Annotated in this window: 20 protein-coding genes; 7 read left to right on the top strand and 13 right to left on the bottom strand. The window is 69.8% G+C overall.

Going from position 1 to position 22,269, the window contains the following annotated elements; translation table 11 throughout:
• Window positions 1-85: 85 nt before the first annotated feature.
• The gene (locus IE252_RS31040) at window positions 86-1,252 is read right to left on the bottom strand and encodes a permease (protein WP_190092814.1); all 1,167 of its coding nucleotides are present in this window, start codon (window positions 1,250-1,252) and stop codon (window positions 86-88) included.
• 162 nt (window positions 1,253-1,414) lie between these two features.
• On the opposite strand from IE252_RS31040, the gene IE252_RS31035 reads away from it, so the two are divergent.
• The gene (locus tag IE252_RS31035) at window positions 1,415-1,735 is read left to right on the top strand and encodes a DUF6087 family protein (RefSeq protein WP_190092746.1); all 321 of its coding nucleotides are present in this window, start codon (window positions 1,415-1,417) and stop codon (window positions 1,733-1,735) included.
• A 90-nt stretch (window positions 1,736-1,825) separates the two neighbouring features.
• Here the strand turns inward: IE252_RS31035 and IE252_RS31030 are convergent, their stop codons facing one another.
• Together IE252_RS31030 and IE252_RS31025 are read right to left on the bottom strand one after the other, a co-directional pair.
• Complete coding sequence (locus tag IE252_RS31030; protein WP_190092745.1) at window positions 1,826-3,529, bottom strand: eCIS core domain-containing protein; 1,704 nt, start codon at window positions 3,527-3,529, stop codon at window positions 1,826-1,828.
• Window positions 3,530-3,721: 192 nt separating this feature from the next.
• The gene (locus IE252_RS31025) at window positions 3,722-4,129 is read right to left on the bottom strand and encodes an FKBP-type peptidyl-prolyl cis-trans isomerase (protein WP_190092744.1); all 408 of its coding nucleotides are present in this window, start codon (window positions 4,127-4,129) and stop codon (window positions 3,722-3,724) included.
• A 245-nt stretch (window positions 4,130-4,374) separates the two neighbouring features.
• Between IE252_RS31025 and IE252_RS31020 the strand changes: the two genes are divergently transcribed.
• Window positions 4,375-6,192 carry a sugar-binding protein gene (locus IE252_RS31020; RefSeq protein ID WP_190092743.1) on the top strand — a complete coding sequence of 606 codons (1,818 nt, stop codon included), beginning with the start codon at window positions 4,375-4,377 and terminating at the stop codon, window positions 6,190-6,192.
• A 9-nt stretch (window positions 6,193-6,201) separates the two neighbouring features.
• Here IE252_RS31020 and IE252_RS31015 read toward each other — a convergent pair whose 3' ends face one another.
• From IE252_RS31015 to IE252_RS31000, 4 genes are all read right to left on the bottom strand, one after another.
• Entirely contained in the window at window positions 6,202-6,975 is a 774-nt protein-coding gene (locus IE252_RS31015; RefSeq protein WP_190092813.1) for an oxidoreductase, read from the bottom strand.
• A gap of 15 nt (window positions 6,976-6,990) precedes the next feature.
• Window positions 6,991-7,848, bottom strand: coding sequence for a helix-turn-helix domain-containing protein (locus tag IE252_RS31010; RefSeq protein ID WP_190092742.1), 858 nt, complete (start codon window positions 7,846-7,848; stop codon window positions 6,991-6,993).
• Between the two features lie 130 nt (window positions 7,849-7,978).
• Entirely contained in the window at window positions 7,979-9,349 is a 1,371-nt protein-coding gene (locus IE252_RS31005) for a histidine-type phosphatase (protein ID WP_194545911.1), read from the bottom strand.
• Window positions 9,350-9,508: 159 nt separating this feature from the next.
• Complete coding sequence (locus IE252_RS31000) at window positions 9,509-10,087, bottom strand: RICIN domain-containing protein (RefSeq protein ID WP_190092740.1); 579 nt, start codon at window positions 10,085-10,087, stop codon at window positions 9,509-9,511.
• A gap of 408 nt (window positions 10,088-10,495) precedes the next feature.
• On the opposite strand from IE252_RS31000, the gene IE252_RS30995 reads away from it, so the two are divergent.
• Window positions 10,496-11,380, top strand: a complete 885-nt coding sequence (locus tag IE252_RS30995) for a tyrosine-protein phosphatase (protein WP_190092739.1) — start codon at window positions 10,496-10,498, stop codon at window positions 11,378-11,380.
• Between the two features lie 139 nt (window positions 11,381-11,519).
• On the opposite strand, the gene IE252_RS30990 is transcribed toward IE252_RS30995, so the two are convergent.
• The gene (locus tag IE252_RS30990) at window positions 11,520-12,803 is read right to left on the bottom strand and encodes an NAD(P)/FAD-dependent oxidoreductase (RefSeq protein WP_229848889.1); all 1,284 of its coding nucleotides are present in this window, start codon (window positions 12,801-12,803) and stop codon (window positions 11,520-11,522) included.
• A 185-nt stretch (window positions 12,804-12,988) separates the two neighbouring features.
• On the opposite strand from IE252_RS30990, the gene IE252_RS30985 reads away from it, so the two are divergent.
• The 3 genes from IE252_RS30985 to IE252_RS30975 all read left to right on the top strand — a co-directional run bounded on the left by IE252_RS30985 (window position 12,989) and on the right by IE252_RS30975 (window position 15,166).
• Complete coding sequence (locus tag IE252_RS30985) at window positions 12,989-13,525, top strand: hypothetical protein (RefSeq protein WP_190092738.1); 537 nt, start codon at window positions 12,989-12,991, stop codon at window positions 13,523-13,525.
• A gap of 215 nt (window positions 13,526-13,740) precedes the next feature.
• Window positions 13,741-14,391 carry a lipoprotein gene (locus IE252_RS30980; RefSeq protein WP_229848888.1) on the top strand — a complete coding sequence of 217 codons (651 nt, stop codon included), beginning with the start codon at window positions 13,741-13,743 and terminating at the stop codon, window positions 14,389-14,391.
• A gap of 76 nt (window positions 14,392-14,467) precedes the next feature.
• The gene (locus tag IE252_RS30975) at window positions 14,468-15,166 is read left to right on the top strand and encodes a DNA alkylation repair protein (protein ID WP_190092736.1); all 699 of its coding nucleotides are present in this window, start codon (window positions 14,468-14,470) and stop codon (window positions 15,164-15,166) included.
• Window positions 15,167-15,263: 97 nt separating this feature from the next.
• Here the strand turns inward: IE252_RS30975 and IE252_RS30970 are convergent, their stop codons facing one another.
• The 4 genes from IE252_RS30970 to IE252_RS30955 form a co-directional block, all read right to left on the bottom strand.
• Entirely contained in the window at window positions 15,264-15,875 is a 612-nt protein-coding gene (locus tag IE252_RS30970) for a hypothetical protein (RefSeq protein WP_190092735.1), read from the bottom strand.
• 428 nt (window positions 15,876-16,303) lie between these two features.
• The gene (locus tag IE252_RS30965; RefSeq protein WP_190092734.1) at window positions 16,304-18,676 is read right to left on the bottom strand and encodes a S1 family serine peptidase; all 2,373 of its coding nucleotides are present in this window, start codon (window positions 18,674-18,676) and stop codon (window positions 16,304-16,306) included.
• Window positions 18,677-18,687: 11 nt separating this feature from the next.
• Window positions 18,688-19,011, bottom strand: a complete 324-nt coding sequence (locus IE252_RS30960; RefSeq protein WP_190092733.1) for a trypco2 family protein — start codon at window positions 19,009-19,011, stop codon at window positions 18,688-18,690.
• Between the two features lie 230 nt (window positions 19,012-19,241).
• Window positions 19,242-19,856 carry a DUF3995 domain-containing protein gene (locus IE252_RS30955; RefSeq protein WP_229848887.1) on the bottom strand — a complete coding sequence of 205 codons (615 nt, stop codon included), beginning with the start codon at window positions 19,854-19,856 and terminating at the stop codon, window positions 19,242-19,244.
• 325 nt (window positions 19,857-20,181) lie between these two features.
• Between IE252_RS30955 and IE252_RS30950 the strand changes: the two genes are divergently transcribed.
• Window positions 20,182-20,898: a hypothetical protein gene (locus IE252_RS30950; RefSeq protein ID WP_190092731.1), complete on the top strand. Its 717-nt coding sequence runs from the start codon at window positions 20,182-20,184 to the stop codon at window positions 20,896-20,898.
• 228 nt (window positions 20,899-21,126) lie between these two features.
• On the opposite strand, the gene IE252_RS30945 is transcribed toward IE252_RS30950, so the two are convergent.
• Window positions 21,127-22,236 (bottom strand): FAD-dependent oxidoreductase, encoded by a 1,110-nt coding sequence (locus tag IE252_RS30945; RefSeq protein WP_190092730.1) that lies wholly within the window; start codon window positions 22,234-22,236, stop codon window positions 21,127-21,129.
• Window positions 22,237-22,269: the final 33 nt, after the last annotated feature.

Raw genomic sequence — 22,269 nt, 5'->3', positions numbered from 1 at the left:
CCCGCGGACAGCCGAGACGGGTATGACGACATCTCCAGCAGATCACAGAACCGGAAGGGCCAAAAGCCGGGGGGTCGGCCTGGCTCTAGTGAGGATCGTGTGGACCGTGCTCGTGGCCGTCGAGGGGAGCCCCGCCCATCATCTTCAGCATCTCCCTCCCGCCGGTCCGGAAGAACCGCACCAGCAGCACGGTTGCCAGGATCACGAAGGCGATGTTGAGCCAGGTCGTGTAGTTCCAGGTGACGCCCTCCATGGGGATCATCGCGTCGGCCTGGTCGGGGATCAGGCCGAGCCCGCCGAAGACGAACTCCACGACGTACCCGGCGATGACCATGGCCAGGTAGAAGGTGCCGAGGAGGAAGAGCGCCATCCTCGCGCCGTAGTACTTCCGGTAGATGTTGAGGATCGGCAGGATCAACAGGTCGGCGAAGATGAACGCGACCACCCCGCCGAAGCTGATGCCGCCCTTCCACAGGACAACGGCCAGCGGCACGTTGCCGATCGAGCAGACGAAGGAGGCGATGGCCACGAGAGGGCCGATCAGCGGGCCCCAGAGCTTGGACGCCAGCGGGTGGCCGTCGAAGAAGAACGTACGCCAGAAGGAGTCCGGCACCCACGCCGCGATCGCCCCCGCGATCAGCAGCCCGACGACCAGGTCGCGCAGGATCGCCGCCCACTCCATGACGAAGACGTGCGCGGTGGCGGTGAAGCCCTCCCGTGAGAACAGCCGTTGCGGGAACGAGCCTTCTTTCTGTACGGACATGTCCATCGCGGCATGTCCTTCCATCGAGCCCGCGAGTCCCCGCTCGGCCTGCTCGCGGGCCGAGTGCAGCAGCTGGTCGCGCAGGAGCAGGCGGAAGAGCACCGCGAGGACCACGATCATGACGGGGCCGCCGACGAACTCCGCGGCAGTGAACTGCCAGCCCATCAACAGGGCCAGGATCACGCCGAGTTCGACGACCAGGTTGGTCGAGGCGATCTCGAAAGCCATCGCCGCCGTGAAGTCGGCGCCCTTGCGGAAGAGCGAGCGGGCGAGGGCGACAGCGGCGTACGAACAGGACGACGAAGCCGCGCCGAGACCGGCGGCGAGCGCGAGGGTGCGCGGGCGGTCGTCGCCGAGCAGGCGGACGACGGTGGACCTGCGCACCACCGCCTGGACGACGGCGGACAGGGCGAAACCGAGGATCAGGGCCCAGGCGATCTCCCAGGTCATGGAACCGGTGATCGAGAGTGCGTGCAGCACGGCGTGCATCATGCGTGAAGCCTTGCGGCAACAGTCCGTCCTGGGGGCACCGACACTCTCGTGCCGGTGGGGATGCGGGGTGCCGTTGTTGGGGCGGCGCCCTGTTCGGGGTCAGCGCCGATCCTTGGCCCGAGGTGGAGCGGGCGGGTGCCGCTGCGGCATCCTGGCGCGATGGACGACGAGGAGCCGTTGGCACAGTGGGCCCGCAGGCGTGCCGAGCGGCGCGACCGGGCCAAGGGGCGGCTGCGGGCCGTCCCGCTCACCCCGGGCCCCCACCGCGGCGCCCATGTCGACCCGGGTGCGCCCCGCGCCATCCAGGAGTTCGACGGCGCGGAGTGGGTGACGGTCGGTGTGGCGGAGAACCTGGCGGCCGCCAGAGCGCTGCTGTACCCGCCGCAGTCGGTGAAGGAGCGCCCCACGTCGTGGGACCTGCCGACGCGGGGGCGGGGGCGGCATCGCCGTACGACCGCGCCGGAGGAGCCCGAGCGCTGAGGACCCGGCGGTCCCGGGGCAGAGAAGCCCCTCCCCGTCGTCACCGGTGGTGACTTCGGCGTGCGGTGTCGGCCGTCCGCTTGTCGCTGGTCAGTCCGATTCCGATTCCGAGCCCTGCCCCCGCAGGAGCGCGTTGTTGCGCGCATAGGAGTCATACGTATGAGCGACGGACCTGTCGATCCAGGCGAACACCTGCTGCGCCCGGTCCTTGGGGGACACCGTGGTGCTGTCCTTGTATCCCGGGACCGTCCGGTTGGCGTCCTCCCTGGAGTAGAACCTTCCCGGTCGCACGAGGTCCTTTCCGTCGCCGCCCTTGGGCGAGCCGTAGGGGTAGAGGGTGGCGAAGCAGGTGGCACACGGCCTCTTCGTGCCGCCCAGATACGGCGGCGTCTTGCCGTTGTTGCTCGCGAGTATGCGGAGCTCCGCGTGCTGCCCCGGCGTGCCTGCGGCGGCGACCACCATGCCTTGCGCGAGAGCGGTCCGCAGGGCAGCGGGCACCGGCGCCGCGCCGCTGTGCATGTCGGACGCCTGGTCGAAGTGCCGGTTGACCCGGTCGACCCTGGCCCTTTCGTCCATCGCGGCGCCCGCCCGCGCCTGGGGGCGCGCGGCGTTGCCGAGCATGTGCCCCAGGGCGTCCGTGGCGCCGCCGTTCGCGGCCAGCTCGGCCAGGTGGTCATTGGCGCTCTTGTCGTTGGCCGCGACGATGAGCCGTCCCGAAGCGTCGATCGCCGTCTGCACTTCGACCGGCGGGAGCTCCACGGTCGTCAGGTACTCCTTGATGACGGTCGAGATCCACCGCAGCCGTCGGACCTGCGGCTGCTCCTCGAAACTGTGCGCCTTCGCCTTGCCCCTTTCTTTGGTCGCGGCCTCGAAGTCACCCTCGGGCGTGGACTTCTCGATCTTCCACTTGCCGCCCGACGCGGAGAAATGGCCGCGCAGCAGCCGCAAGAACTCTCGATGCCGTCCCCCCGTGCCCAGCTTCTTGAGGCGGTCCAGCTCTGCCGTGTCCACCGCCTCCTGGCGGTCGAACGCATCCGTCATGGCTTCGTCCAGGTCCTCGTCGGACCCGAAGTGGTCTACGTCCATTGCGTCGTCCGGGCGCGCGGCACGCTGCACGAGCTCGGTTCGCACCGGCTCGGCGCCGGAGTCCGTTGCCACCGAGCGCTGCGCGGTGACCGGGGCTGCCGTGGCCACATCCGCCGCGAAGTCGTTGCCCTCTATGTCCGCTGTCCGCTCGGAGGGCTGGTTGGGGTTGGTGACCTTGACCCCGGCGCCGTTGTCGGTGCCCGTCTCGGGTTCGCCGTTGAGGTTCTTGTTGAGGTGGCTGAACTCGTGCCCGATGAGCGCCATGTCCCGGGCCCCGGGCGGAGGGAGGAAGACGTGGTTGTCGATGGTGAGGGCCCGGGCGCCCATGGCCTCGATGGCGCGCTGGGCCACCGGACCGTCATGCAGGCGGCCGCGGGAGAAGTCGGTCCCGAAGAAGGACTCGGCCTTGCCGCGCAGCGGATCGGGGATCTGGCTGCTCTCCGACCTGATCGCCTCGTCGATCAGAGCGCTCTGCGTCTTCGCCGCACTGTCCTCGACGCCGTCGTGACCGCAGCCGGCACCGTGGGTGTGCCGCTCCTCCTTCAACAGGCGCGCGACGACACGGTTGCCCACCCGGCCACCCAGTGCCGTGACCTCGGAGGCGCTCCTCGGGGCGCGTGCCGTACTCCCGGGCACGGACACCGCCCGGCGCGGAGGCCGTGCCTTGTTCCCGGCTTTCTCGCCGGGGTCTTCTACGTGCGCGCGCATGGCATGTCCCGATCCTGATCGCCTGAATCGCAGCCGATCAGCGGTACCGGCAGCACCGCGGTGAGGGGATCAGCGTTCGGCCGCGGCACCCTGTCACCACCGTTGTAGTCGTCGGCTTTGTACGTGGACAGTGCCGCTGGGGCAGCCTTTCGGGCAGCCCAGCACGTCACCACGGCCCAGGAGCGGCCAAGGTCACCAGGACTTGCTCCACCCGGCCGTGCTGGAATACGAGTCCAGCAGGTCCACCACGAAGACCAGGGTCGAGCCCGCCGGGATCAACGGTGAGGGCGACTGGTTGCCGTAGCCGAGCCGCGGGGGAACGATGATCTCGCGCCGGCCGCCGACCCTCATCCCCTTCACCCCCCGGTCCCAGCCCTTGATGACCCTCCCACTGCCCAGGGCGAACTTGAACGGCTCGCCCCGGTCCCAGGAGGCATCGAACTCCTTCCCGGATTCGAAGGTCACCCCGACATAGTGGACCCTGACCACCATGCCCGGTTTCACCTCAGGCCCGTCCCCGACGACCAGGTCCCGGATGGTCAGCTCGGTAGGAGCGTCCCCCTCCGGGACGTTGACCTCGGGCTTCGTCAGTTCACTCATCGCAGCTTCTTCACTCTTCTTCGAAAGCCCGCACACGGACCAGCCGGACGCATGGACACCCCATGCGGCAGATGGTCACGCTATCGAGAATGCCGAACAACCGCCCGGGCGGGACGAGGCACAGACGGCTGCCGTTGACTGGCAGGCTGGCCTGATGACGTGCGTCCGTTGATGACATCAGCCGCCGCTCGTCGCACACTGCCGGTGAAGGGAGGACTGCCTTGCTGCGACGCGGGGTGAGACACATGCTGTGGGCGGGGTGCACGGCGCTCGGTGTGGTCGTCGGCGTGCTGCCCTTGGCGGCGGACACGGCACGGGCCGGTCCGGTGCCGACCGACTCCGTGGGGAGGACGGATCCAGCGCACACCGACGTCCTGTTCGTCGGAGCCCACCCCGATGACGAGTCGTCATCCTTGGCCACCTTCGGCCAGTGGCAGGAGCGGCGAGGCCTGAGCACCGGCGTCGTCACCATCACCCGGGGCGAGGGCGGCGGGAACGCGGTCGGTACCGAAGAAGGGGCGGCTCTCGGCCTGATCCGCGAGGGCGAGGAGCGCAAGGCCGTACGGCGGGCCGGCATCCGGAACGTCTTCTATCTCGACAAGCCGGATTTCTGGTACACACTCTCCGCTCCGCTGACCGCCACGGTGTGGAACCCTTCGCCCCAGCCGCCGACGGACACGCTCTCGCGGCTCGTCCGGCTGATCCGGGCGACCACCCCGCGCGAAGTGGTGGTCATGGATCCGCGCCCGTTCCACCAGCACGGCGGACACCAGGAGGCGGCACGGCTGGCCGTCGAGGCGTTCCGGCTCGCAGGCGACCCGACCGCGTTCCCCGGGCAGATCACACGGGAGAAGTACCCGGCCTGGAAACCGTCCCGACTCCTCGCCACGAACGGCGGTTTCCCGGGGCCCGTGGGGGAGAAGTGCGGCAAGTACCAGGCCAGGGACGCGCACACCGGGCTCCCCGTCATCGGTGTGTGGACCGGCACGACAGCGCGCGGACACTCGGGCAGGACCTGGGCGCAGATCGAGCGGGACGCCACCCGCGAGTACGCCACCCAGGGCTTCGCCTCCCTGCCGCCGACGGTCGAAACCCCACGGGCGAAGCTGCCCTGCGAGTGGTTCACCGTCCTGGCCGACAGCCGCACACCACAGGCCCCCGCCACCCGCGAACAGCCGGGCCTGCGCCCGCTGTACGCCGACTTCCGCGCCTGGGCCCGGCGGATGCGGATGCCCTGGCTCGCCAACGACGCCCAGCCCGCGTATCCGGCCAACCCTTCCGCCAGTGTGCCCGCCGTGGCCGAGGCTCCCGTCGTGGACGGTGTCGCCGGACCGGGGGAGTACCCCGGCCCGGCGCTGCGGCTCACCCACTGGGAGGGCGCGCGATGTGCCGACGAGAATGACTGCGCGGCGGACGTCCGCTTCTCGCGCCAGGCCGATGACCTGTATGTGTTCGTCCGCGTCGCCGACGACGTCAAGGGGTACGCCCTGGACGCCGCGGCCGACTGCAAACGCCACTGGCGCACCGACGCCGTCGAGATCGCCCTCGACCCGCAGGGCCGCTCCGACGACACCTCGACCACGTTCAAGACCGGCCTCCTGCCCTTCACCAAGGACGGCCGGGGACCCTGCGCGGAACGCGACGCCGACAACTGGCAGGGACCCGCGAGCCGCACCGCCCCGGGCCTGGCCGTCGCCTCCGCCGTGACCGACCCGTACAAGGGGTACGCGGTCGAGGTGAGGATTCCGCTCGACGGCCTGCCCGCGCCCGCCGATCCTGAGCGTCTGGCGGTCAATGTCCTCCTCTACGACTCCGACACGGCGGACCGGACCGGTCAGACGCGTCTGGCCTGGTCCCCGTTCGGCAGTGCCCAGGCCGATCCGTACGTCTGGGGCACCTTGCGCCTGCCCGGATACGCCCCGCCACCCGACCAGATCGTGCAGCCCGCGCGGATCCCCCAAGAAGCCGCCCGGAGCAGAGACTCCACGGCATCCGTCGAGCAGGCCCGGCGCACCGGTGTCCCTCTCGCGGGTGGTCCGCGACGACCAGGGCATGGGTGCTGACCTCCGGCCTCAGGCCGGGGATGACCGCATCACCTCGTGCTCGGTGGGGAAGTCGGCGCTGAGGGTCGCCTCCCGCCAGCTGTCGAAGGTGGTCCTGAGGGAGTCGAGCTTGGCGGTGGCGATGTCGTAGGCCGCCTTGCCCAGCAGCAGGCGCAGCGGGGGTTCTTCGGCCGTGACCGCGTCGATGACGGCCTGGGCGGCACGTGCCGGATCCCCGGGCTGGTGGCCGTAGGAGGCCAGGGTGCTCGCGCGTCGTGCGCCCGCGGTGGTGGCGTAGTCGGCAATGGCGGTGGCGGACTGGCGCATGGAGGGCCCGGACCAGTTGGTACGGAACGCGGCGGGTTCGACGATCGTGACCTTGAGGCCGAGTGGAGCGACCTCGGCAGCGAGGGATTCGGAGAGACCTTCCACGGCGAACTTGCTGGCGTGGTAGTAGCCGGTGGCCCCGAAACCGACCAGGCCGCCGAGGGAGGACACGTTCACGATGTGGCCGGCGCGACGGGCCCGCATGCCGGGCAGGACGGCCCTGGTGGTGTCCACCAAGCCGAAGACGTTGGTGTCGAACAAGGCACGGACCTCGTCGTCCTCGCCCTCCTCGACGGCGGCGAGGTATCCGTAGCCCGCGTTGTTGACCAGTACGTCGATCTGCCCGAAGACAGCCTGTGCCCGGGCGACCGCGTCGGCGGCCCTGCCGGGATCCCGGGCCGTGACCACCGCCCGCCATCCGCGTTCCAGCACGGCGCGGGCCAGCGCCCGGCCCAGGCCGGAGGAGCAGCCGGTGATGAACCAGACGGGGAGTCAGGGGAGGTCATGCGGGAGGTGTCCTTCGTCTTGAGGGTCTGCGCATTCGGTGAGGGTGAAGCCGGCCAGCAGGGCCAGCGACTGGTCGGCGGCGCTGCCGGGTTCGGCGCGGTAGACCACCAAGTGCTGGCCGGGCGCGCTGTTGACGGCGAAGGTCTCGAAGTCCAGCGTCAGGTCGCCGACCAGCGGGTGGTGAAATCGTTTGGCCGAGGCCGTCTTGGCCCGTACCTCGTGGCGCGCCCACGTGCGTGCGAAGTCGTGGTTGCGTACGGAGAGTTCACCCACCAGCTCCTGCAGCCGCTGATCGACCGGGGCGGGATTGGCGGCCCGCAGCGCGGCCACGCACCCCTGCGCCACGACGGCCCAGTCGCGGTAGAAATCCCGTGCGGCGGGATTGAGGAACATCGCGGTGATCAGGCTCGTCTCGCTGCCGAGCCAGGAGAACAGCGCCTCGCCCAGGGGGTTGACGGCCAGCAGGCCGAGATGGCGGCCGTAGACCAGGGCCGGTGTGTCCGCCCAGGTGTCCAGCAAGGTCACCAGTTGCGGGGCGGCGTACTCCCGCGCGGCCCGGGGAAGCCCACCCGGTGGCGGATCGACTATGGCGCGCAGGTAGGCGGCCTCCTCGTCTTGCAGCAGGAGTGCGGCCGCCAATGCCCCGAGGACTTGGGGTGAGGGGTTGCGTTCGCGTCCCTGTTCCAACCGCACGTAGTAGTCGGTGCTCACCCCTGCGAGGACGGCGACCTCCTCGCGGCGCAGACCAGGGGTGCGGCGTGTCCCCGCGGGCATCCCGTGGTCCTCGGGGCGCACCAGCGCGCGCCGGGCCCGCAGGAACTCGCTCAGCCGGTTCTTGTCCATGCCTGCCAACGTACGGGCCGGCACCGCCGACCGGGTGGCCCTGCCACACCCACCCGGAGGAGGGGAACGCCGGATTCCCGGGCCCGGATCGCGAGGCGGCGGCACGGCCCCGGCTCGCAGAGGGCGTGCGTCAGCCGTGCGCGAGGCAGTGCTGGAGCTCGTCGAGCTCGTAGAAGTAGCTGCCCTTGGCGACGGGCTTGCAGGACGGCTTGAAGGCGGTCTCCTTCTCGTCGTAGAGCATGCGCACCAGATAGGCGGTCGGCCGCCCCTCGGGGGGCGTGTTCGCGAACAGGTCCCACTGGATGTTCGCGGCCATCGGCGAGACCTCCGCGCCACGCCACGGGTTGTTCCCGTACGTGTACGGCTGCCCGGCCTCGGCGGGCTCGGTGCTGCCGGGCAGCCCCATCAGGGCGGCGAGCGGCTCGATCTCCTCGGCGTGGGTGAAGCGCAGCACCGCGCCGGTACCGCTGGTGCCTGCGGCCTTGGCCCTGGCCTGGGCCAGCAGGTCGTCGAGGAGGACACCGGCCATCTCGTAGGTGATGGTGCGTCCGCTGAACGCGGGCCCCTTCTGGTAGAACTCCTCGGCGTCGTCGAGGTAGGCGAACCACTGGGCGTCGCGGCGGGCCAGGAAGGGGGTGAGGTCGACGTCCGGTGCCTCCACGGCCAGGTCGGGCGCCGCGCTGTAGAGCTGGTAGAGCGAGCGGGCGAAGGAGACCTGGTCCTTCCCGGACAGCGTCGCGGCGTAGTTGTCCTTCAACAGGCGCGCGACGACGCGGTGTGCCGCTTCGGTGGTGCGAGGGTCGGCGTCGATCCCCGCGAGGACCGCGGTCAGGGCCGGATCGCCCTTCACATACGCCTGGTAGTCGGCGTTCTGCGGCTGCTTGTGGAAGTACAGCAGGTTCTTGTCGGTGACCGGCGCCTGGATCAGTCCGGTCAGCGCCGGTTCACCGGAGGCCAGACCGCCGGTGAACGCATCGGCGCTCGCCACCGCACGCGGAACACCCGACGTCTCCACCACGATCGGCTCGTGTCGGTCGGCGATGCTCGCGAACAAGCTCGGCAGCCGCTGCTCCATGCGCAGGGCGGTCTGCCGGTGCTCCTCGGCGCCGCGGGCGGACAGGTTGCCGTAGCCCACTGCGGAGGCGGCGGCCAGCAGCGACCGCACCTGCTGGTCCAGCTTCGCGCCGAGATGGGTGAGTGCGCCCTGGTTCTTCGCCTTGCCCAGGACGGCGAGCATGGCGTCGCCGTCGCCGCTGTCCGTCATGGCGCGGGAGCCGTGCCGGGCGACGTTCTCGGTGAAGACCGGCACGAAGCCCTTCGGCGCCCTCTGGTAGCGACCCGGCTTCCCCTGCGGGGTGTACGGAGCCTTGGTTCCGTAGAGGTCACGCCCGGAGTGGGAGGGAGCGGGCTTCTCCTTCGCGGAGGCGGTGCCCGTGGTGAGGAGCAGGCTCGCGGCGAGGGAGACGGCCACGGCGGCGGACAGGGAGGTGGTGCGCTTCACAGCGGCCCTTCGGGTCAGGTTGGCTACCCGGCGGTAGCTTCGGTCTGTGGAAGGTGCCATGGCCACGAGAAGCCTTGTCGACGCTGTGTGATGGCCAGGGTTAAGGGCTGCTGAATGCCCGCCGTCGGAGCGGCCCGCGTCCCGCGTGTCAGCGGTGCGTCATTCGTCGATGCGCGTGCTGGTGAAGGGGCGTAGGATCCAGCGGCGCGAGGGGTGCGTGTCGCAGGTGAATTGCACGAGCGGGACGTTGTTGTCGGTGGAGACGCCCCCGGCGACGGTCATGCACTTGCGGGTCTGCGCGTTCACGAGCTGGTACGAGCTGCCGTCCCCATTGGTGACGAACCAGCGGCGGGAGGGATGCGTGTCACAGTTGAACTGGACGAGCTCGACGTTGTTTTCGGTGGAGACGCCACCCGCGACCGTCGCGCACTTGCGGGTCTGTCCATTGATGAACTGTCTGCCGTTGCCGTTGTTGTTGCTGATGAACCAGTGGCGCGAAGGGTGGCTGTCACAGTCGAACTGGACGAGTCTGACGTTGTTTTCGGTCGAGACGCCGCCCGCAACTGTCGCGCACTTGCCGGTCTCCGCGTTGACGAGCTGGAAGTTTCCCGTTATCCCTGCCGGGGCATCGGGAGAGGCCGGGCGCGCGATCGCGGCATCGGGCCAGAGCAGGATGCCCCCGGCGACAAGAGCTGTCGAGGCCGTCAAAAGACGGCGCGTCCGATTGTTTCTGCGCATGGCAGTGCTCCTCACGTGATTCTGCGAGGGAGGTGAGAAAGACTTGGCTCGTCGAGCAGGCCCGCTCCAGGGCTCTGCGACTGTGGCTGACGGACTCCAGCCTGACAGGGGGGCCATCGATAGCGCTGAGGCAATCTCTTCCAGGGAAGCACGGCCGGCACAGATCGGCATCTGGTACCGGATGGCGGTCGCGCCGATACGGGACGGTGCTTGGGTTTCCAGTCGGTGGCGGGAATCTGGGCGAGCCCGATTTCCCCGACATACGGCACGCTCCATAGTCACAGCGCGTGGTGGGGCTGTTGTTTCGTGCGTGCGCCTTCCAGGCACAAGATCCACGCGCTACGTTCCCGGCTCCCCCATGGAAGGAGCCCCCTCGTGGCACCGATAAGACGCGCCGTCAGCACGTCTGTGCTCGCCCTGGCCCTGGTGATGCCCCTGGCGTCCGGTATGGCGCAGGCAGCCGCGGCCGCGACCCCCGCCCGCCCTGCCGACAGCACGGTCACGAGCTCCCGGGTCTTGGCGGTACCGGGTACGGTCAACGCCCGGGATGTCGGCGGCTACCGCACGTACGACGGCAAGACCACCCGCTGGGGTGTGCTGTACCGCTCGGAGACCCTGTCGAAGCTGCCGCCCGAGGGTGTGAGCGCGCTCGCCAGCCTAGGACTGGGCAGCGTGATCGACCTGCGCACCGCTCCCGAGACGCAAGCTGACGGAGCCGACCGGCTTCCGGCCGGCGTGACCTCCATCGCCCAACCGGTCGACGACACGTCGTTGTTCGCGTTCATCGGCATGGTGGTGCGCAGCAAGGACCCCGTGTACCAGCAGCAGCAACTCGGCGGGGGAAAGGCCGAAGCGAGGATGGAAGCGCTCTACCGTGCTTTCGTCACCAACCCGGCGAACCGGGCCGCGCTCGGAGCAGCGATCCGTACCGTGGCGAACGCGAACAAGCCCACGATGTTCCACTGCTCGTCCGGCAAGGACCGCACGGGAATCCTCGCGGACACGATCCTGCGCGCGGTCGGCGTGCCGGCCTCCACGTCCGAGGGCGACTACCTCCTGAGCAACCAACTCCGTGCGGCATCGGACACTGCGCTGAAGAACCAGCTCAAAGCCGCGGGGTACATGCAGGACCCGGATCTGCTCGACCCCCTGCTCCAGGTACACAGCAACTACCTGGCGGCGTTCCGGGCGCAGGCGGTGGCCGACTACGGAAGCTTCGGCAGCTTCCTCACCGAAGGGCTCGGGCTCGATGCGCCCACCTTGTTCAAACTGCGGTTCCACATCGTCGGCTGACCCCCGAAAGGCTACGGCTGTGCCCGCGCCGAATGGCCGTGCGGAGGGTAGGGCTCGGTGGCAGGGGCCGTGGGCAGGCGCCACTTGCCCAGGACGCGGATCACGGTGCTGGGAGCGAGCAGGGTGGTGGGCGTCGCGTTCAGTGACAGTACGTCGAAGAGCGCGTGCGAGAGCACGGGGTCCCTGTTGGCTCCCGCGAGGAGGTGGGGCAGGTACCGCTGGAGGACTGTGGCGAAGCGCCCTGGCTGTGGTCCCTCGGTGTCCGGCGAGCGCAGGTCTCCGCCGAGGGCGATGCCCCACGCCGTCGAAGCGCTGGCGGCGGTGCGGCGCTGTATGCGCCGTGCTGCCCGGCGGATGCCGTGGTGGTCGCGCCCTTCGGTCTCCCGGGCCGAGAGTGCGTGGCGAGCGCCGCGACGGTCATGCCGTGCCCGTACACGGGATTGAAGCGGCACGCGGCGTCGCCCAACACGACGAAGCCGTCCGGCCAGCGGCGCAGCCGCTCGTAGTGGCGCCACTCGTTCGCCGTGTCGCGGAAACCCTTGGCGGAGGAGAGCGGTACCGCCGCGCGCAGGGCCTCGTAGAGGAGGGGGCTGCGCAGGGTGCGGGCGTACTCCACGAACTCCTCGTCACCAGTGGGCGGTGCGTGCGTGCCGATCCCGATGAGCGTCACGAGCCACCGTCCGCCGTCGATGGGCAGGAGCGCGGCGGCGCGCGGGAGGTCGGGGCGGCCCTGGATGTAGATCGCGGTGTGGTCCTGCCCTCCGTCGGCCGGAGCCCGGTAGTAGCGGCTGGAGTAGGCCAGGTGTGCGTCGCGGCGGGTGACGGCCGGTGCTGGGTAGCCGAGTTCGGCGAGCCAGGTGGGGGCGCGGGAGGTGCGGCCGCTTGCGTCGAGGACGAAGTCCGCGGTGAGCTGTTCGGCGCGGTCGTCGTTCGGTGTGCCGCGTGGCCGGACACTGATGCCGCGCACACCCGCGTCGCCCGGTGCGGCGAGCAGTCCGATCGCCTCGGTGCCCATGCGTGGCTCGATCCGCTTCTCGCGCAGCACCCGCTGCCGTACGGTCCATTCGATCAGCTCACGGCTGCCCGCCAGCAGGGTCGTGCCGGGCATCGGCCCGAACCAGTCCACCAGGCTCAGCCAGCGCAGATCGGCCGGGGCCCGCAGCAGCCGGGCTCCACCTACCAGTAAGTCGTCGGTGATACCGGGTAGTTGGGACTCGATGAGGTCCAGGCCGCGCGACCACAACAGGTGTACATGTCGGGACTGGGGGACGCCGGGGCGGAATGCCGGGCCGGACTGCGGCAGCCGGTCCCGTTCGACCAGAGTCACCCGGGCGAAACGCCGGGCAAGTACCTGGGCGGACAGCAGACCGGCCAGGCCGGCACCCACCACCACCGCATGGCCGTCCGCGCTGCTGCGAGTCATCGCGCATCTCGTCCGTTCTGGCTCCCCTGACGCGAAATCCAGCGTCGCATGCGAGGGAAGGCGTACGGGAGGGGAGGAAACCAGCCTTCGCCGATCGGCCTGACTCCGCCTGCCCAACCGCCCTCTCCGCGCGGCATCCTGTGGCCCGGCACACAGCTGATCTCCAAGCGAAAGGAAGCAGGATCATGAAGAAGTCCTCGCGGCTGATGACGGTGCTGGGCATCGGCGGCTTACTGGCCGGCAGTCTTCTGACGGCCTCGGCCTCGGCGGGCACCGGCAGCACGTCCGTGGTGGCCCAGCCGCATCTGACGACCTCGCAGGACGTGGTCAGACAGACGTCGTCCTCGGTGCTGCTCAGTGCCTCGGGCGGGGTGTCCACCACGGTGGTCTCGGAGACGGTGTCCGCCGGCTCCTGGATCCTGTCCGCCAACGCGACGCTGGTCAGCTGGGAAGCCAGCGACTACACCCGCTGCTCGCTGTACGCGGGTGAGACCGTCGTCGGCGGAGCGACCACCATGATCGGCAACAACACCACGGGCGCGGGCTCCGGGGTCTACGCGGCCACGGTCAGTGTCCAGGGCGCCTTCTCCGGCACCGCCCCCACGACCGTCAGCCTGCGCTGCGCACACGACACCACCCGCAACCGAGCCCCTTACGTGGACCCCCAGGCGACCTTGTGGATCCACCGGAGCGACAGCCTTGGCGTAGCAGCCAAGCGGTAGGGACCCGGGACGGGCTCCTTGGAGCGGCCAGGTCATACCTCAACCCCTTTGTCCGGAGCTTCGCCGTCGGGCCATTCCGGGCTGTCTCACTGCGTTGCTTGTGGTCGGACGGCTGGCGCGGCTCGGCAAGTGGGACATCGGTTTGCCCGGGGTCGGCTAACCTCCCGTAGGCGGTCAGTCGACCGTTTCGGAAATACGGGGGCGAAGGACCTGTGGTGCGGATATCGGTACGGGGTGCGGTCGCGGCCGCGTTGGCGGCAGTGGTGCTGACGGGGTGCGGTGGAGGGAAGGAGTCCTCGGACAAGTCGTCGGCGCCGCCCAGGCAGGCGTCCTCGACAGCGTCCGAGAAGGCATCGGGCGCTCCGGTGGCGGCGGGCGGCAGCGCGGTCGGGGCCGCCGGATCGGCGTGCCCGCTGCCCGTGGCCTTCACCACCGCCGACAAGTGGAAGGCGAAGGCGGTCAAGCTCGACGGCACGGCACTGGACGCCCTCGCCAAGCAGGGCCCGTTCACCATGGCCTGCGAGATCGACGCCAAGCCCGCCGGGAACATCGGCTACCTGCGCGCCTGGACCAGCACCGTCAAGGGCGGCACCCCCCGCGCGGCCCTGGAGGCGTTCGTCACCGCCGACAAGAACGCGAGGAAGGCGGCGTACACGGAGGTCAAAGCGGGCTCGCTGCCCGCCACCGAGGTCGCCTACGAGACGTACAGCAAGCTCCTCGACGAGTCGAAGCAGGAGCACGCCCTGGCCGTCATCACCCCCAGCGGTGCGGTGGTCCTGCACCTGGGCGGCTTGGACAGCGACGAGCACAAGGAAATGCTTCCGGCCTACGAACTGGCCAAGAAGAGCCTGCGGGTCACCCAGTAGGACTTGCTCAGCTCCGGCCGGTCCTGCTGACTTCGATGAACGCGACGGTGACGGCGCCGGCCATTAGCGTGTCCTCGTGGCTCCCCGTATTCCGCGCAGTGACCTCGCCGACACCGTTCTCGCGAGGCTGACCACGGTGTATCCGACCGGTGCTGATGAGCACCGGGCCGGTGAGATGTTCGCCTATATGAAGGGTGTCGCGCCCTACCTGGGGATCCGGACACCTCAGCGGCGGGCGTTGTCCCGGGTGGTGCTCGACGGGCTGGAACAGCCCGGCGAGCGGGATGTCGTTGCGGTGGTGCTGCGGTGTTGGCGGCTGGAGGAGCGCGAGTACCACTACTTCGCCGTCGACTATGCGCGGCGGTATGTGGCGCAGTGTTCGGCCGCGTTCGTTCCGGTGGCGCGGTATCTGGTGGAGAGCGTGTCGTGGTGGGACACCGTCGATCATCTCGCCGCGCACGTGGTGGGACCGCTGGTCGCTGCCGAGAGGAGTCTGGCCGCGGTCATGGACGAGTGGATCGAGGACGAGGACCTGTGGGTCGCCCGTACCGCGCTGCTGCACCAGCTGCGGTACAAGGAGAACACCGATACAGACCGGCTCTTCTCCTACTGTCTGCGCCAGAGCGGGCACCCGGACTTCTTCATCCGTAAGGCGATCGGCTGGGCCTTGCGGGAGTACGGCAAGACCGATCCCGGAGCGGTGCGTGCCTTCGTCGAAGGCGAGCGGGGGAGGCTGTCCCCGCTGTCCGTCCGGGAGGCGCTCAAGCACGTGTGAGGCGGCCCGTCCGGGATCAGGCCGTGTTGGTCCGGGCGAACAGGTCCACGGGGTCGGGCGATGCCCAACCCCGCGGCCGTGGTGTCGTACGGGCAGGTCAGGGTGTCGTGCAGGTCACCCGGGCAAACAGGTCCAGTGGGATGGAGCCGTGGTTGGTGGCTCGCATGGTCCACCCCGTGGTCGTCGGGTAGGACTCGTTGAAATCGACCGCCGGGTTTCCCAGTCCGCCGCCTCCGGTCGGCACTTCGCCGGGACGGCAGTCGATGTGGGCGGTTCCGGTGGCGCCTTGCGCCAGCCTGGTCGCTCCGCTGGCGTAGGCGGTGTGGGGCGTGTTGGCGCACCGTACCCAGGTCTGCAAAATGGTGGCGCCGAGGCCGTGGTTGGTGACCCGCCCGACCCATTGTTGGCCGATGTCGGACGACTGGCTGATGTAGGACTGCCCGTGGTCGGACCCTGTGTTCCTGGAGCCGGCGTCCGGTCCGCCGCCGGTGACCACCTGGCCCGGGTCGCAGGTCGCGCGGACGATCGCCGTCTCCCCGGGTGGCACGTTCACCATGTCGCCGTGCCGGGTCGTGTGCGGCTGGGAGGTGCAGATCGCCACGGGGGTGTATGTCTGTGGGACGTTGGTTTCGTTGTAGACGTCGGCGACCCAGCTGATCCCGCTGGGCCATGTGGCGGTCACGAACACCCCGTTGCCGCTGGTCTGCACGCCCCCTCCGGAGGGAACCTGACCTCCCTGGCAGGGGACGTCGTGCTCGCCGTGTGTGGGGGGGGGCCACGGTCACGCGGGCGCCCGTGACGATGCTGTGGGGAGCCCGCGCCTGCGTGGCGGCCGGTTCGGCCACGGCTGCGGAGGTGAGGGCGCAGCAGAGGGCGGTGGCGGTCGCGAGCGCGACGGTACGGAGGGATTTCATGGTGACTGCAGGCGATCAGCTAGCGGCAAATACCCAAGGTGATCTGCCCGTTGCGCGCCGCGTGAACACGGAATGTAACCAAAAGGGCGGACAGAGTCGCCCATCCGGGTGGTGTCTGGACTGGCCTCGACGGACACCTAGCGAGGAGAGGGGGCGAACGCCTGCACTTTGTCGACGTGGTCGGCCACGCTCGGCTTCCAGGGCACGGCTGGTCTGTGCCGTGTCAGCCGGTGAGCAGGAGGGGCACGATGATCGCGGCCACGATCAGGACGGCGACGGCGACCACGGCCGCCGCTTGGAGGTCGGTGAGGTCGTCCGCCCACTGGGTCAGTGACCTAGCCCGAGCGCGCGGCGGGAGATTCTGCCCTGGCGGAGACTCGGGCGTAGGGACGGGCTCGGCCTTGCGGTGCCTCGTGTCGAGGGCTACGGATGCTCGCTCGATGGCGCCCAGCCAGTCGGTGCGTTCTCCCGGCGGGAGTTGTCCCGCAGCGGCGTCGGCGGGGCCGCGCAAGGTGTCGGTGTGCGCGGCGACGACGCGGGCGGCGCCGCGCAGCAGCTGTGGCTGAGTGGGCAGGGCGCGCACCAGCATGACCATGCACTGGCGGCGCTGATGCTCACCGAGACGGGGACTGCTCAGTACTCGGTCGAGGAATCCGTGGTCCTCGTCCTCGTCATCTTCCTCCCCCTCATCGGCGTTGGGGGCCTCGTGTTGAGCGATGAGGGCGGCGAGGAGCGCGTCGGGGCCGATGCCTCCCAGGTACGTTCGGTCGGGAGCGGGGTAGAGGGCGCGGGCCATACGGCGCAGCTTAAGGATGGTGTCCGGGGCGAGGACAGGGGGAGCGGCGAAGCCGCGGTAGTAGAAGTCCCAGGCGGTCTCGAAGACGGAAGTCGCCTCGCCTTTGGTCCTGGCGCGTCCCATGCCCTGCACGGTGATCAGGGCGCGCAGCAGGTCGAAGTCGAGGTCCAGCTGCTCCTTGCGCGCGGCGCGTTGGACGTGCTTCATCTCGTGCTCGATGAGTACGGTCTGGGCAGCGATGTCATCGGTGAACCGGTCGGGGGTGTCGAGCAGCACCCGGGCGAGGGCGTCCATGTGTACGGCGAGGACCACCGCGTCGGCCTCCGCTGCGGTGTCGGGCGGAGGCGGGGCATCGGCACGGAGTTGATCCGGGACGTCGTCGGTATCGCGGACGGCGAGGGCGGTGGAGCTTTCTCCGATAGCGGTGTCGGGTGTGGACGGGACGGCGGCGATGTGGAGTTGCTCGCGGACGTCGTCGGCACTCCAGTCGTCGGGCACGCCGGCTCGGTGCAGTGTGGCCAGTCGGCGGCTGAAGTCGCGTGCGGCGTGGTCGCGGACCTGGCGGCGATCGGTGTTCCGGTAGAGAGCCTGGGGTGCGAGGGCCAGGGCGAGGCCGGTGGTCAGTGCGGCGTGGCGGATCCGCAGCTGTCTCCACCACACGTCGATGGAGCGGGCCAGCAGGAGCACGCGGATGCGGCGGCCGGGAGCCTGGTGGGTGGCCAGTGCGGCCAGCAACTGTTCGACTTGGGGCAGGCGGGATTCGGCGTAGTCGACGACGACCAGTACGGGGCGGACCAGATGGCGGAGCATGGCGTACGGCGGGGGCTGCAGCACTGGCTCCTCGGACAGGAACCCGGCGGTCCAGGGGACGTCCCGGCCATCGTGCCGTTCGGCTTCGGGTCGGCGTTCGGACAGCCGACGGGCGAGTTCCGTGGCCATACGGGTCTTGCCGATGCCGCCGGGCCCGTGGACGACCGCGATGTCCATCGTCCTCGCGCTGGTGGACCATTCCCACAGGGTGCTCAGTTCGGTGTCGAGGCCGGTGAACTCCACTGTTTCGGAGCGGGGCGAGAGCAGATAGGAGGCGGCCGACGCGGGTTGGGGCGGGTTGTCGAAGAGCCCGTCGATGTCCGCGGGCTCCAGTCTCGGGCGCATTCCGGTGGCCTGCTCGATGATGTCGCAGAGCCCCGGGTCGTCGAGCAACTGCCGCACCGGCAGAGCCTCCAGACGACCGTGATTCCATCCCCGGGGTGCGGTGGTGACCAGGCCCAGCAGCAGGTCCTCGCAGAACACACCGGCGCCGGAGATCCCCCGCCATGGAGAGGAGCCCGCTTCGCCCTCGGGCGGCTGCCCGTCGATCTGCAGGCTGTACGGGTGGGACGCGTTGTCGACCACATTGATCCGGCCGGTCACGGTGGCAGGCGCCCGGTACTGCCACGCCTCGCCCGCTGCGTCCAGACCGCTGCGCAGGGCCGCACGGGGCAAGCCCACCGCCGAACACTCCGGTACCGGCGAGGGCTTCGTACACGTCAGCTCGCCCCAGCGTACGGGGGCGAATACCTCCCCCAAATCCTCCGGTCGGCAGCGCAGCAGCACCGCGTCTCCACGATGCCACGCCACTTCAGCAGGGACCCTGGGGCCGGGACCGCCGCTGAGCAGGCGCACCTCGCGGTGCGCTGCTTCCCGCCCGGCGGCGGGTCCCGTCAGGTGATGGGCGGTCAGAATCAGGCCGGGCGCGATCACGCATCCGGCACCGACGCCGTTGAGGTACTCGACCGAGACCGTCCGGTTCCACGACATGGCGAGCCCGCCTAGGAGAACGGCCGTCCGCGACGATCAGGGTCCTCGCCGACTTGGCCGTGATCGCTGACCATCACCGGTCCGTCGGTGTGCAAGGTGACGGTCATACGGTGCGTCTGCCCGGCGGAGCGTTCGCGGCGGGCTTCGGCGCCGACCACGTATGCCTTGATGCCCCCCGAAGCCGCAGCCGTCTTACGGATCTCGATGACGAAGTCCAGGACGACTTCCTTGACGGTGAAGCGGATATCGGGAGCGGGCCGTTCCTGCTGCGCGGCCAGGAGGCCGGCGCGCACCGCTTCGATCGCCTCTGACAGCTCCGTGCCCTCGAATGCCATGGCTTCCCCCCCCGCTCACGGTTGACACGCGGAATCAGTCTGCCGAGCCACGCCACCGTGGGGAAGAGGAGCGCAGCGCCGAGTCGTCATCGCTGCCTGCGCCCCGTCCCTCCCGCTGTCACTGGTGTTGCTGTTGTTGGCGGTGAGGCAGACAGGGCTCTTTGAGAGGGTGCTCTCACGGGCGTTGCTTGGGCGCGCTGGCTTGCGAGGTGTAGGCGGGTGCAGCACGGTCATCCGATCCCGCTGACTGTCGAGGCCAGCGACAGGAACAACGCGCCCAGCGTCCCTGCACAGCCGTAGAGCCACACTTTGCGCCGACGGTCGCATCGGCGGACATAATGCGTGACGGCCGCGGCGAAGGCCAGACCGCCGGCGATGAACCACGGTCCCCACAGGAAGAGGTACCAGCGGGTCAGCCCGGCCAGATCGGGCGCGACCGCGCGTGCCCTGGCCTCGACCAGCACTCCGTGGACAACGAACAGACATCCGTGCCAGATGAGCAGCACCGTCGCGCCACCGCCGCAGAACACCGTGAGTGGTCCCGTCCACGTGCCGCGACGGCGGGTCAGGCCGATACCGACCAACCCCCCGAAGAGTTTGAGGAAACCCGTCACCCACAAAACAGCCAGGAACCACGTCACCCGGTCCTCGGCAAGCTTCACCAGCGAAGGAGCCACCGTCGACCGTGCACCGAAGGTGCCACCCAGGGCCCAGACGAAACTGGGTACCGCGAAGAGGAACCCCCACGCCGCAACGGCGAACCCGGCCCACCTGCCCCCACGAAGGCGGAGTGCCCGGCGCGAGGTCGGACGCACTGCGGCGTCCAGGGAATGCTTGATCGTCACGACTCCACCGTTGCCGAACCTCGGCGACAGGGCGTCGTCCGCGCGAACGATCAAGCTCCCCCGAGCGGGGGAGCTATGCCCGCAGCTGACGGTCTGTCAAGAATCGGGTGCCCGAGCCGCCCGTCGTCTCCGCAGCGCGGACGTTCTCCAGCAGCCACTGCTGCGGGCCGGGGCGGCTCCGGCGCACGGCCATGCACGAGTGCGCGGTGCGGCCGCGCCATGCTTCGGTGCGGGGGAACCCGGCTGGATGCGCGGCATGTCTGTTCCGGCACTGAGCTGCTTCACCGGAGGCAGCCACCAGGGATAGGGGGATTTGATGCGTCCGATGGATATCACCGCGCGCGCCGCGCTGGTGGGGACGGTCATGATGACGGCCGCCGTGGCGGTGCTGGCGACCGCGCCCTCGGCGGCCGCCGAGGACTTCGGGCCCGACACCTGCCGCCAGGGCTACGTGTGGCGCGAGGCTCGGCCCAGCGACCACGTGTGCGTCACACCGGCGACGCGTGACCGGGCTCGGTACGACAACGGCCGGGCCGCGAGCCGCCGCGACCCGGGGCACGGGGGATACGGCCCCTATGCCTGCAAGGAGGGTTACGTGTGGCGCGAGGCGTTCAGCGGTGACGTGGTCTGCGTGGAGCCGGCGACCCGCTCGCAGGCCCGGCAGGACAATCAGCTGGCCGACTCCCGCAAGGTGTCCGCACGACTCTGGAAGACCCGCTGGTTCGCGGCCCCGCGGTGCGACGGCGACACCTGCACCGCGCCCGACGGCATCGCCCGTATCCAGCTCAACGGCGACCACTACAACTACGGTCAGGTGAGGGTCTTCGTCCGGCGCAACTCCGACAACCGCCTCCTGTGGTCCGCCACCGCCACCGCCCGCGCACAGCAGGGCTACGCCGGTGGTGCTTTCGGCATCCGCACCAACCTCAACGACTGCTCCCGCCGGGACCGCCGCCCCAACGGCTACGCCCAGGCCTACGACGTCGTCTCGGGCCGCTGGTCGGCACGTACTCCTGTCACGATCGGCTGCGCCGTGCTCTGAGCGCCCGAAGCCCGGGGGTGTCCGGGCCCCGACCAGGGGTGTCCTGACGTGGTTCCGGGGTGTTTGAGGGCGGCTTGCGGTGGCTCCACTTTCGATCCTTGTCACCGGTGGGCGGCGGCGTTGGCCGAAGTCGCCTGCGCCTGTGCCCGATTGGGGTGGAGCCACTGCAAGTCGCCGCAAGCCGGAGTCACGGACGCCGGCCTAGCCATCGAATTCCGTCCCTGCGGATCAACCGGGTTGGAAGAACGCGAGCAACTTCTGGCTGGCGTCCGGCGACATCAGTAATTCCTGCATGTCCGCGCACATCCGGGCGGCAGCGCTGGCGCGTTCGAACATCTCGGCTTCGTATTCCCTGACGGCGGCGGGATGGTCGTGAGGGTGCGCGGCCAGCGCGAGGCCGAGCAGAGCGCCGTCGAGCAGTGCCATGTTGGCGCCTTCCCCCACCGGCGGCATCAAGTGCGCGGCATCGCCGAGCAGCGTGACGCCCGGCGTCGACGGCCAGGTCAGGCCAACGGGGAGCGCGCTGATCGACCGTGGCAGGACCGTGTCGTCGCAGGCCGTGATCAGCGCGGTGAACCGTGCGTCCCAGCCGCTGAGTTCCTCGATCAGCCGCGCCCGGGCCGCGGCCGGATCGTCGAACGGGATCCCGCTGGTGGCGAACCAGTCCTCGGCGGTGTTGTAGAAGCTGAGGCCGATACGGACGCGGCCGTCGCCGTTGCGCTGTGCCGCCAGGGATTTCCCGTCGCCGAGCACCCAGTAGTTGCCGCGCCCGACCATCGCCGCGAGGTCGGGGTGGGTGCGGTCGATGTCGGGAATGCCAAGCTCGACGACGTTCTGCCCGATGTGCGCCGGCCGGGCGTCGGTGAGCAGGGAACGGACCCGTGAGTTCGCGCCGTCGGCGCCGACGAGCAGGTCGTACGTCGCGCTGCTGCCGTCGGCGAAGTACAGCACGCCGTTGTCGGCGGACTCGAACGCGTGCCCCCAGCGCACCGCGTGTTCAGGAAGGGAGTCCAGCAGCAGGTTGCGCAGATCGGCACGGTCCACCTCGGGACGCTCAAGCGGGGCGTCCTCGGGGGTGTCCTCCTGCAACAGCAGGGTGCCGTCCGGCTCCAGAAGCCGCATGTCCTGCCCCTCGACACGGGCGATCGCGTGGAACTGGTCCATGAGACCGGCCTCGCGCAGCGCCCGCTGCCCGGAGTGGATGTCGAGCATGCCGCCCTGACCGCGTGCGTCACGCGACGACTCGCGTTCGTACACCACCGCGTCGATGGCGTTCACGTGCAGCACCCGGGCAAGGGTCAGGCCGCCCAGGCCTGCTCCGACAATGGCGATGGTCATAGATGCCCCCTCGATGCACTGTATCCGTCAATA

This window comes from Streptomyces melanogenes (assembly GCF_014649795.1).
GTDB classification, from domain to species: Bacteria; Actinomycetota; Actinomycetes; order Streptomycetales; family Streptomycetaceae; genus Streptomyces; species Streptomyces noboritoensis.
This window is presented reverse-complemented; position numbering and strand designations above follow the sequence as displayed.

Bases quoted from the DNA above. Each gene is read 5' to 3' on its own strand.
- IE252_RS30985 (WP_190092738.1), top strand. From the start codon at position 12,989: ATGAAGAAGTCCTCGCGGCTGATGACGGTGCTGGGCATCGGCGGCTTA.
- IE252_RS31040 (WP_190092814.1), bottom strand. From the start codon at position 1,252: ATGCACGCCGTGCTGCACGCACTCTCGATCACCGGTTCCATGACCTGG.
- IE252_RS31030 (WP_190092745.1), bottom strand. From the start codon at position 3,529: ATGCGCGCGCACGTAGAAGACCCCGGCGAGAAAGCCGGGAACAAGGCA.
- IE252_RS30960 (WP_190092733.1), bottom strand. From the start codon at position 19,011: ATGGCATTCGAGGGCACGGAGCTGTCAGAGGCGATCGAAGCGGTGCGC.
- IE252_RS30990 (WP_229848889.1), bottom strand. From the start codon at position 12,803: ATGACTCGCAGCAGCGCGGACGGCCATGCGGTGGTGGTGGGTGCCGGC.
- IE252_RS31025 (WP_190092744.1), bottom strand. From the start codon at position 4,129: ATGAGTGAACTGACGAAGCCCGAGGTCAACGTCCCGGAGGGGGACGCT.
- IE252_RS31035 (WP_190092746.1), top strand. From the start codon at position 1,415: ATGGACGACGAGGAGCCGTTGGCACAGTGGGCCCGCAGGCGTGCCGAG.
- IE252_RS30945 (WP_190092730.1), bottom strand. From the start codon at position 22,236: ATGACCATCGCCATTGTCGGAGCAGGCCTGGGCGGCCTGACCCTTGCC.
- IE252_RS31000 (WP_190092740.1), bottom strand. From the start codon at position 10,087: ATGCGCAGAAACAATCGGACGCGCCGTCTTTTGACGGCCTCGACAGCT.
- IE252_RS31020 (WP_190092743.1), top strand. From the start codon at position 4,375: ATGCTGTGGGCGGGGTGCACGGCGCTCGGTGTGGTCGTCGGCGTGCTG.
- IE252_RS30950 (WP_190092731.1), top strand. From the start codon at position 20,182: ATGGATATCACCGCGCGCGCCGCGCTGGTGGGGACGGTCATGATGACG.
- IE252_RS30965 (WP_190092734.1), bottom strand. From the start codon at position 18,676: ATGTCGTGGAACCGGACGGTCTCGGTCGAGTACCTCAACGGCGTCGGT.
- IE252_RS31010 (WP_190092742.1), bottom strand. From the start codon at position 7,848: ATGGACAAGAACCGGCTGAGCGAGTTCCTGCGGGCCCGGCGCGCGCTG.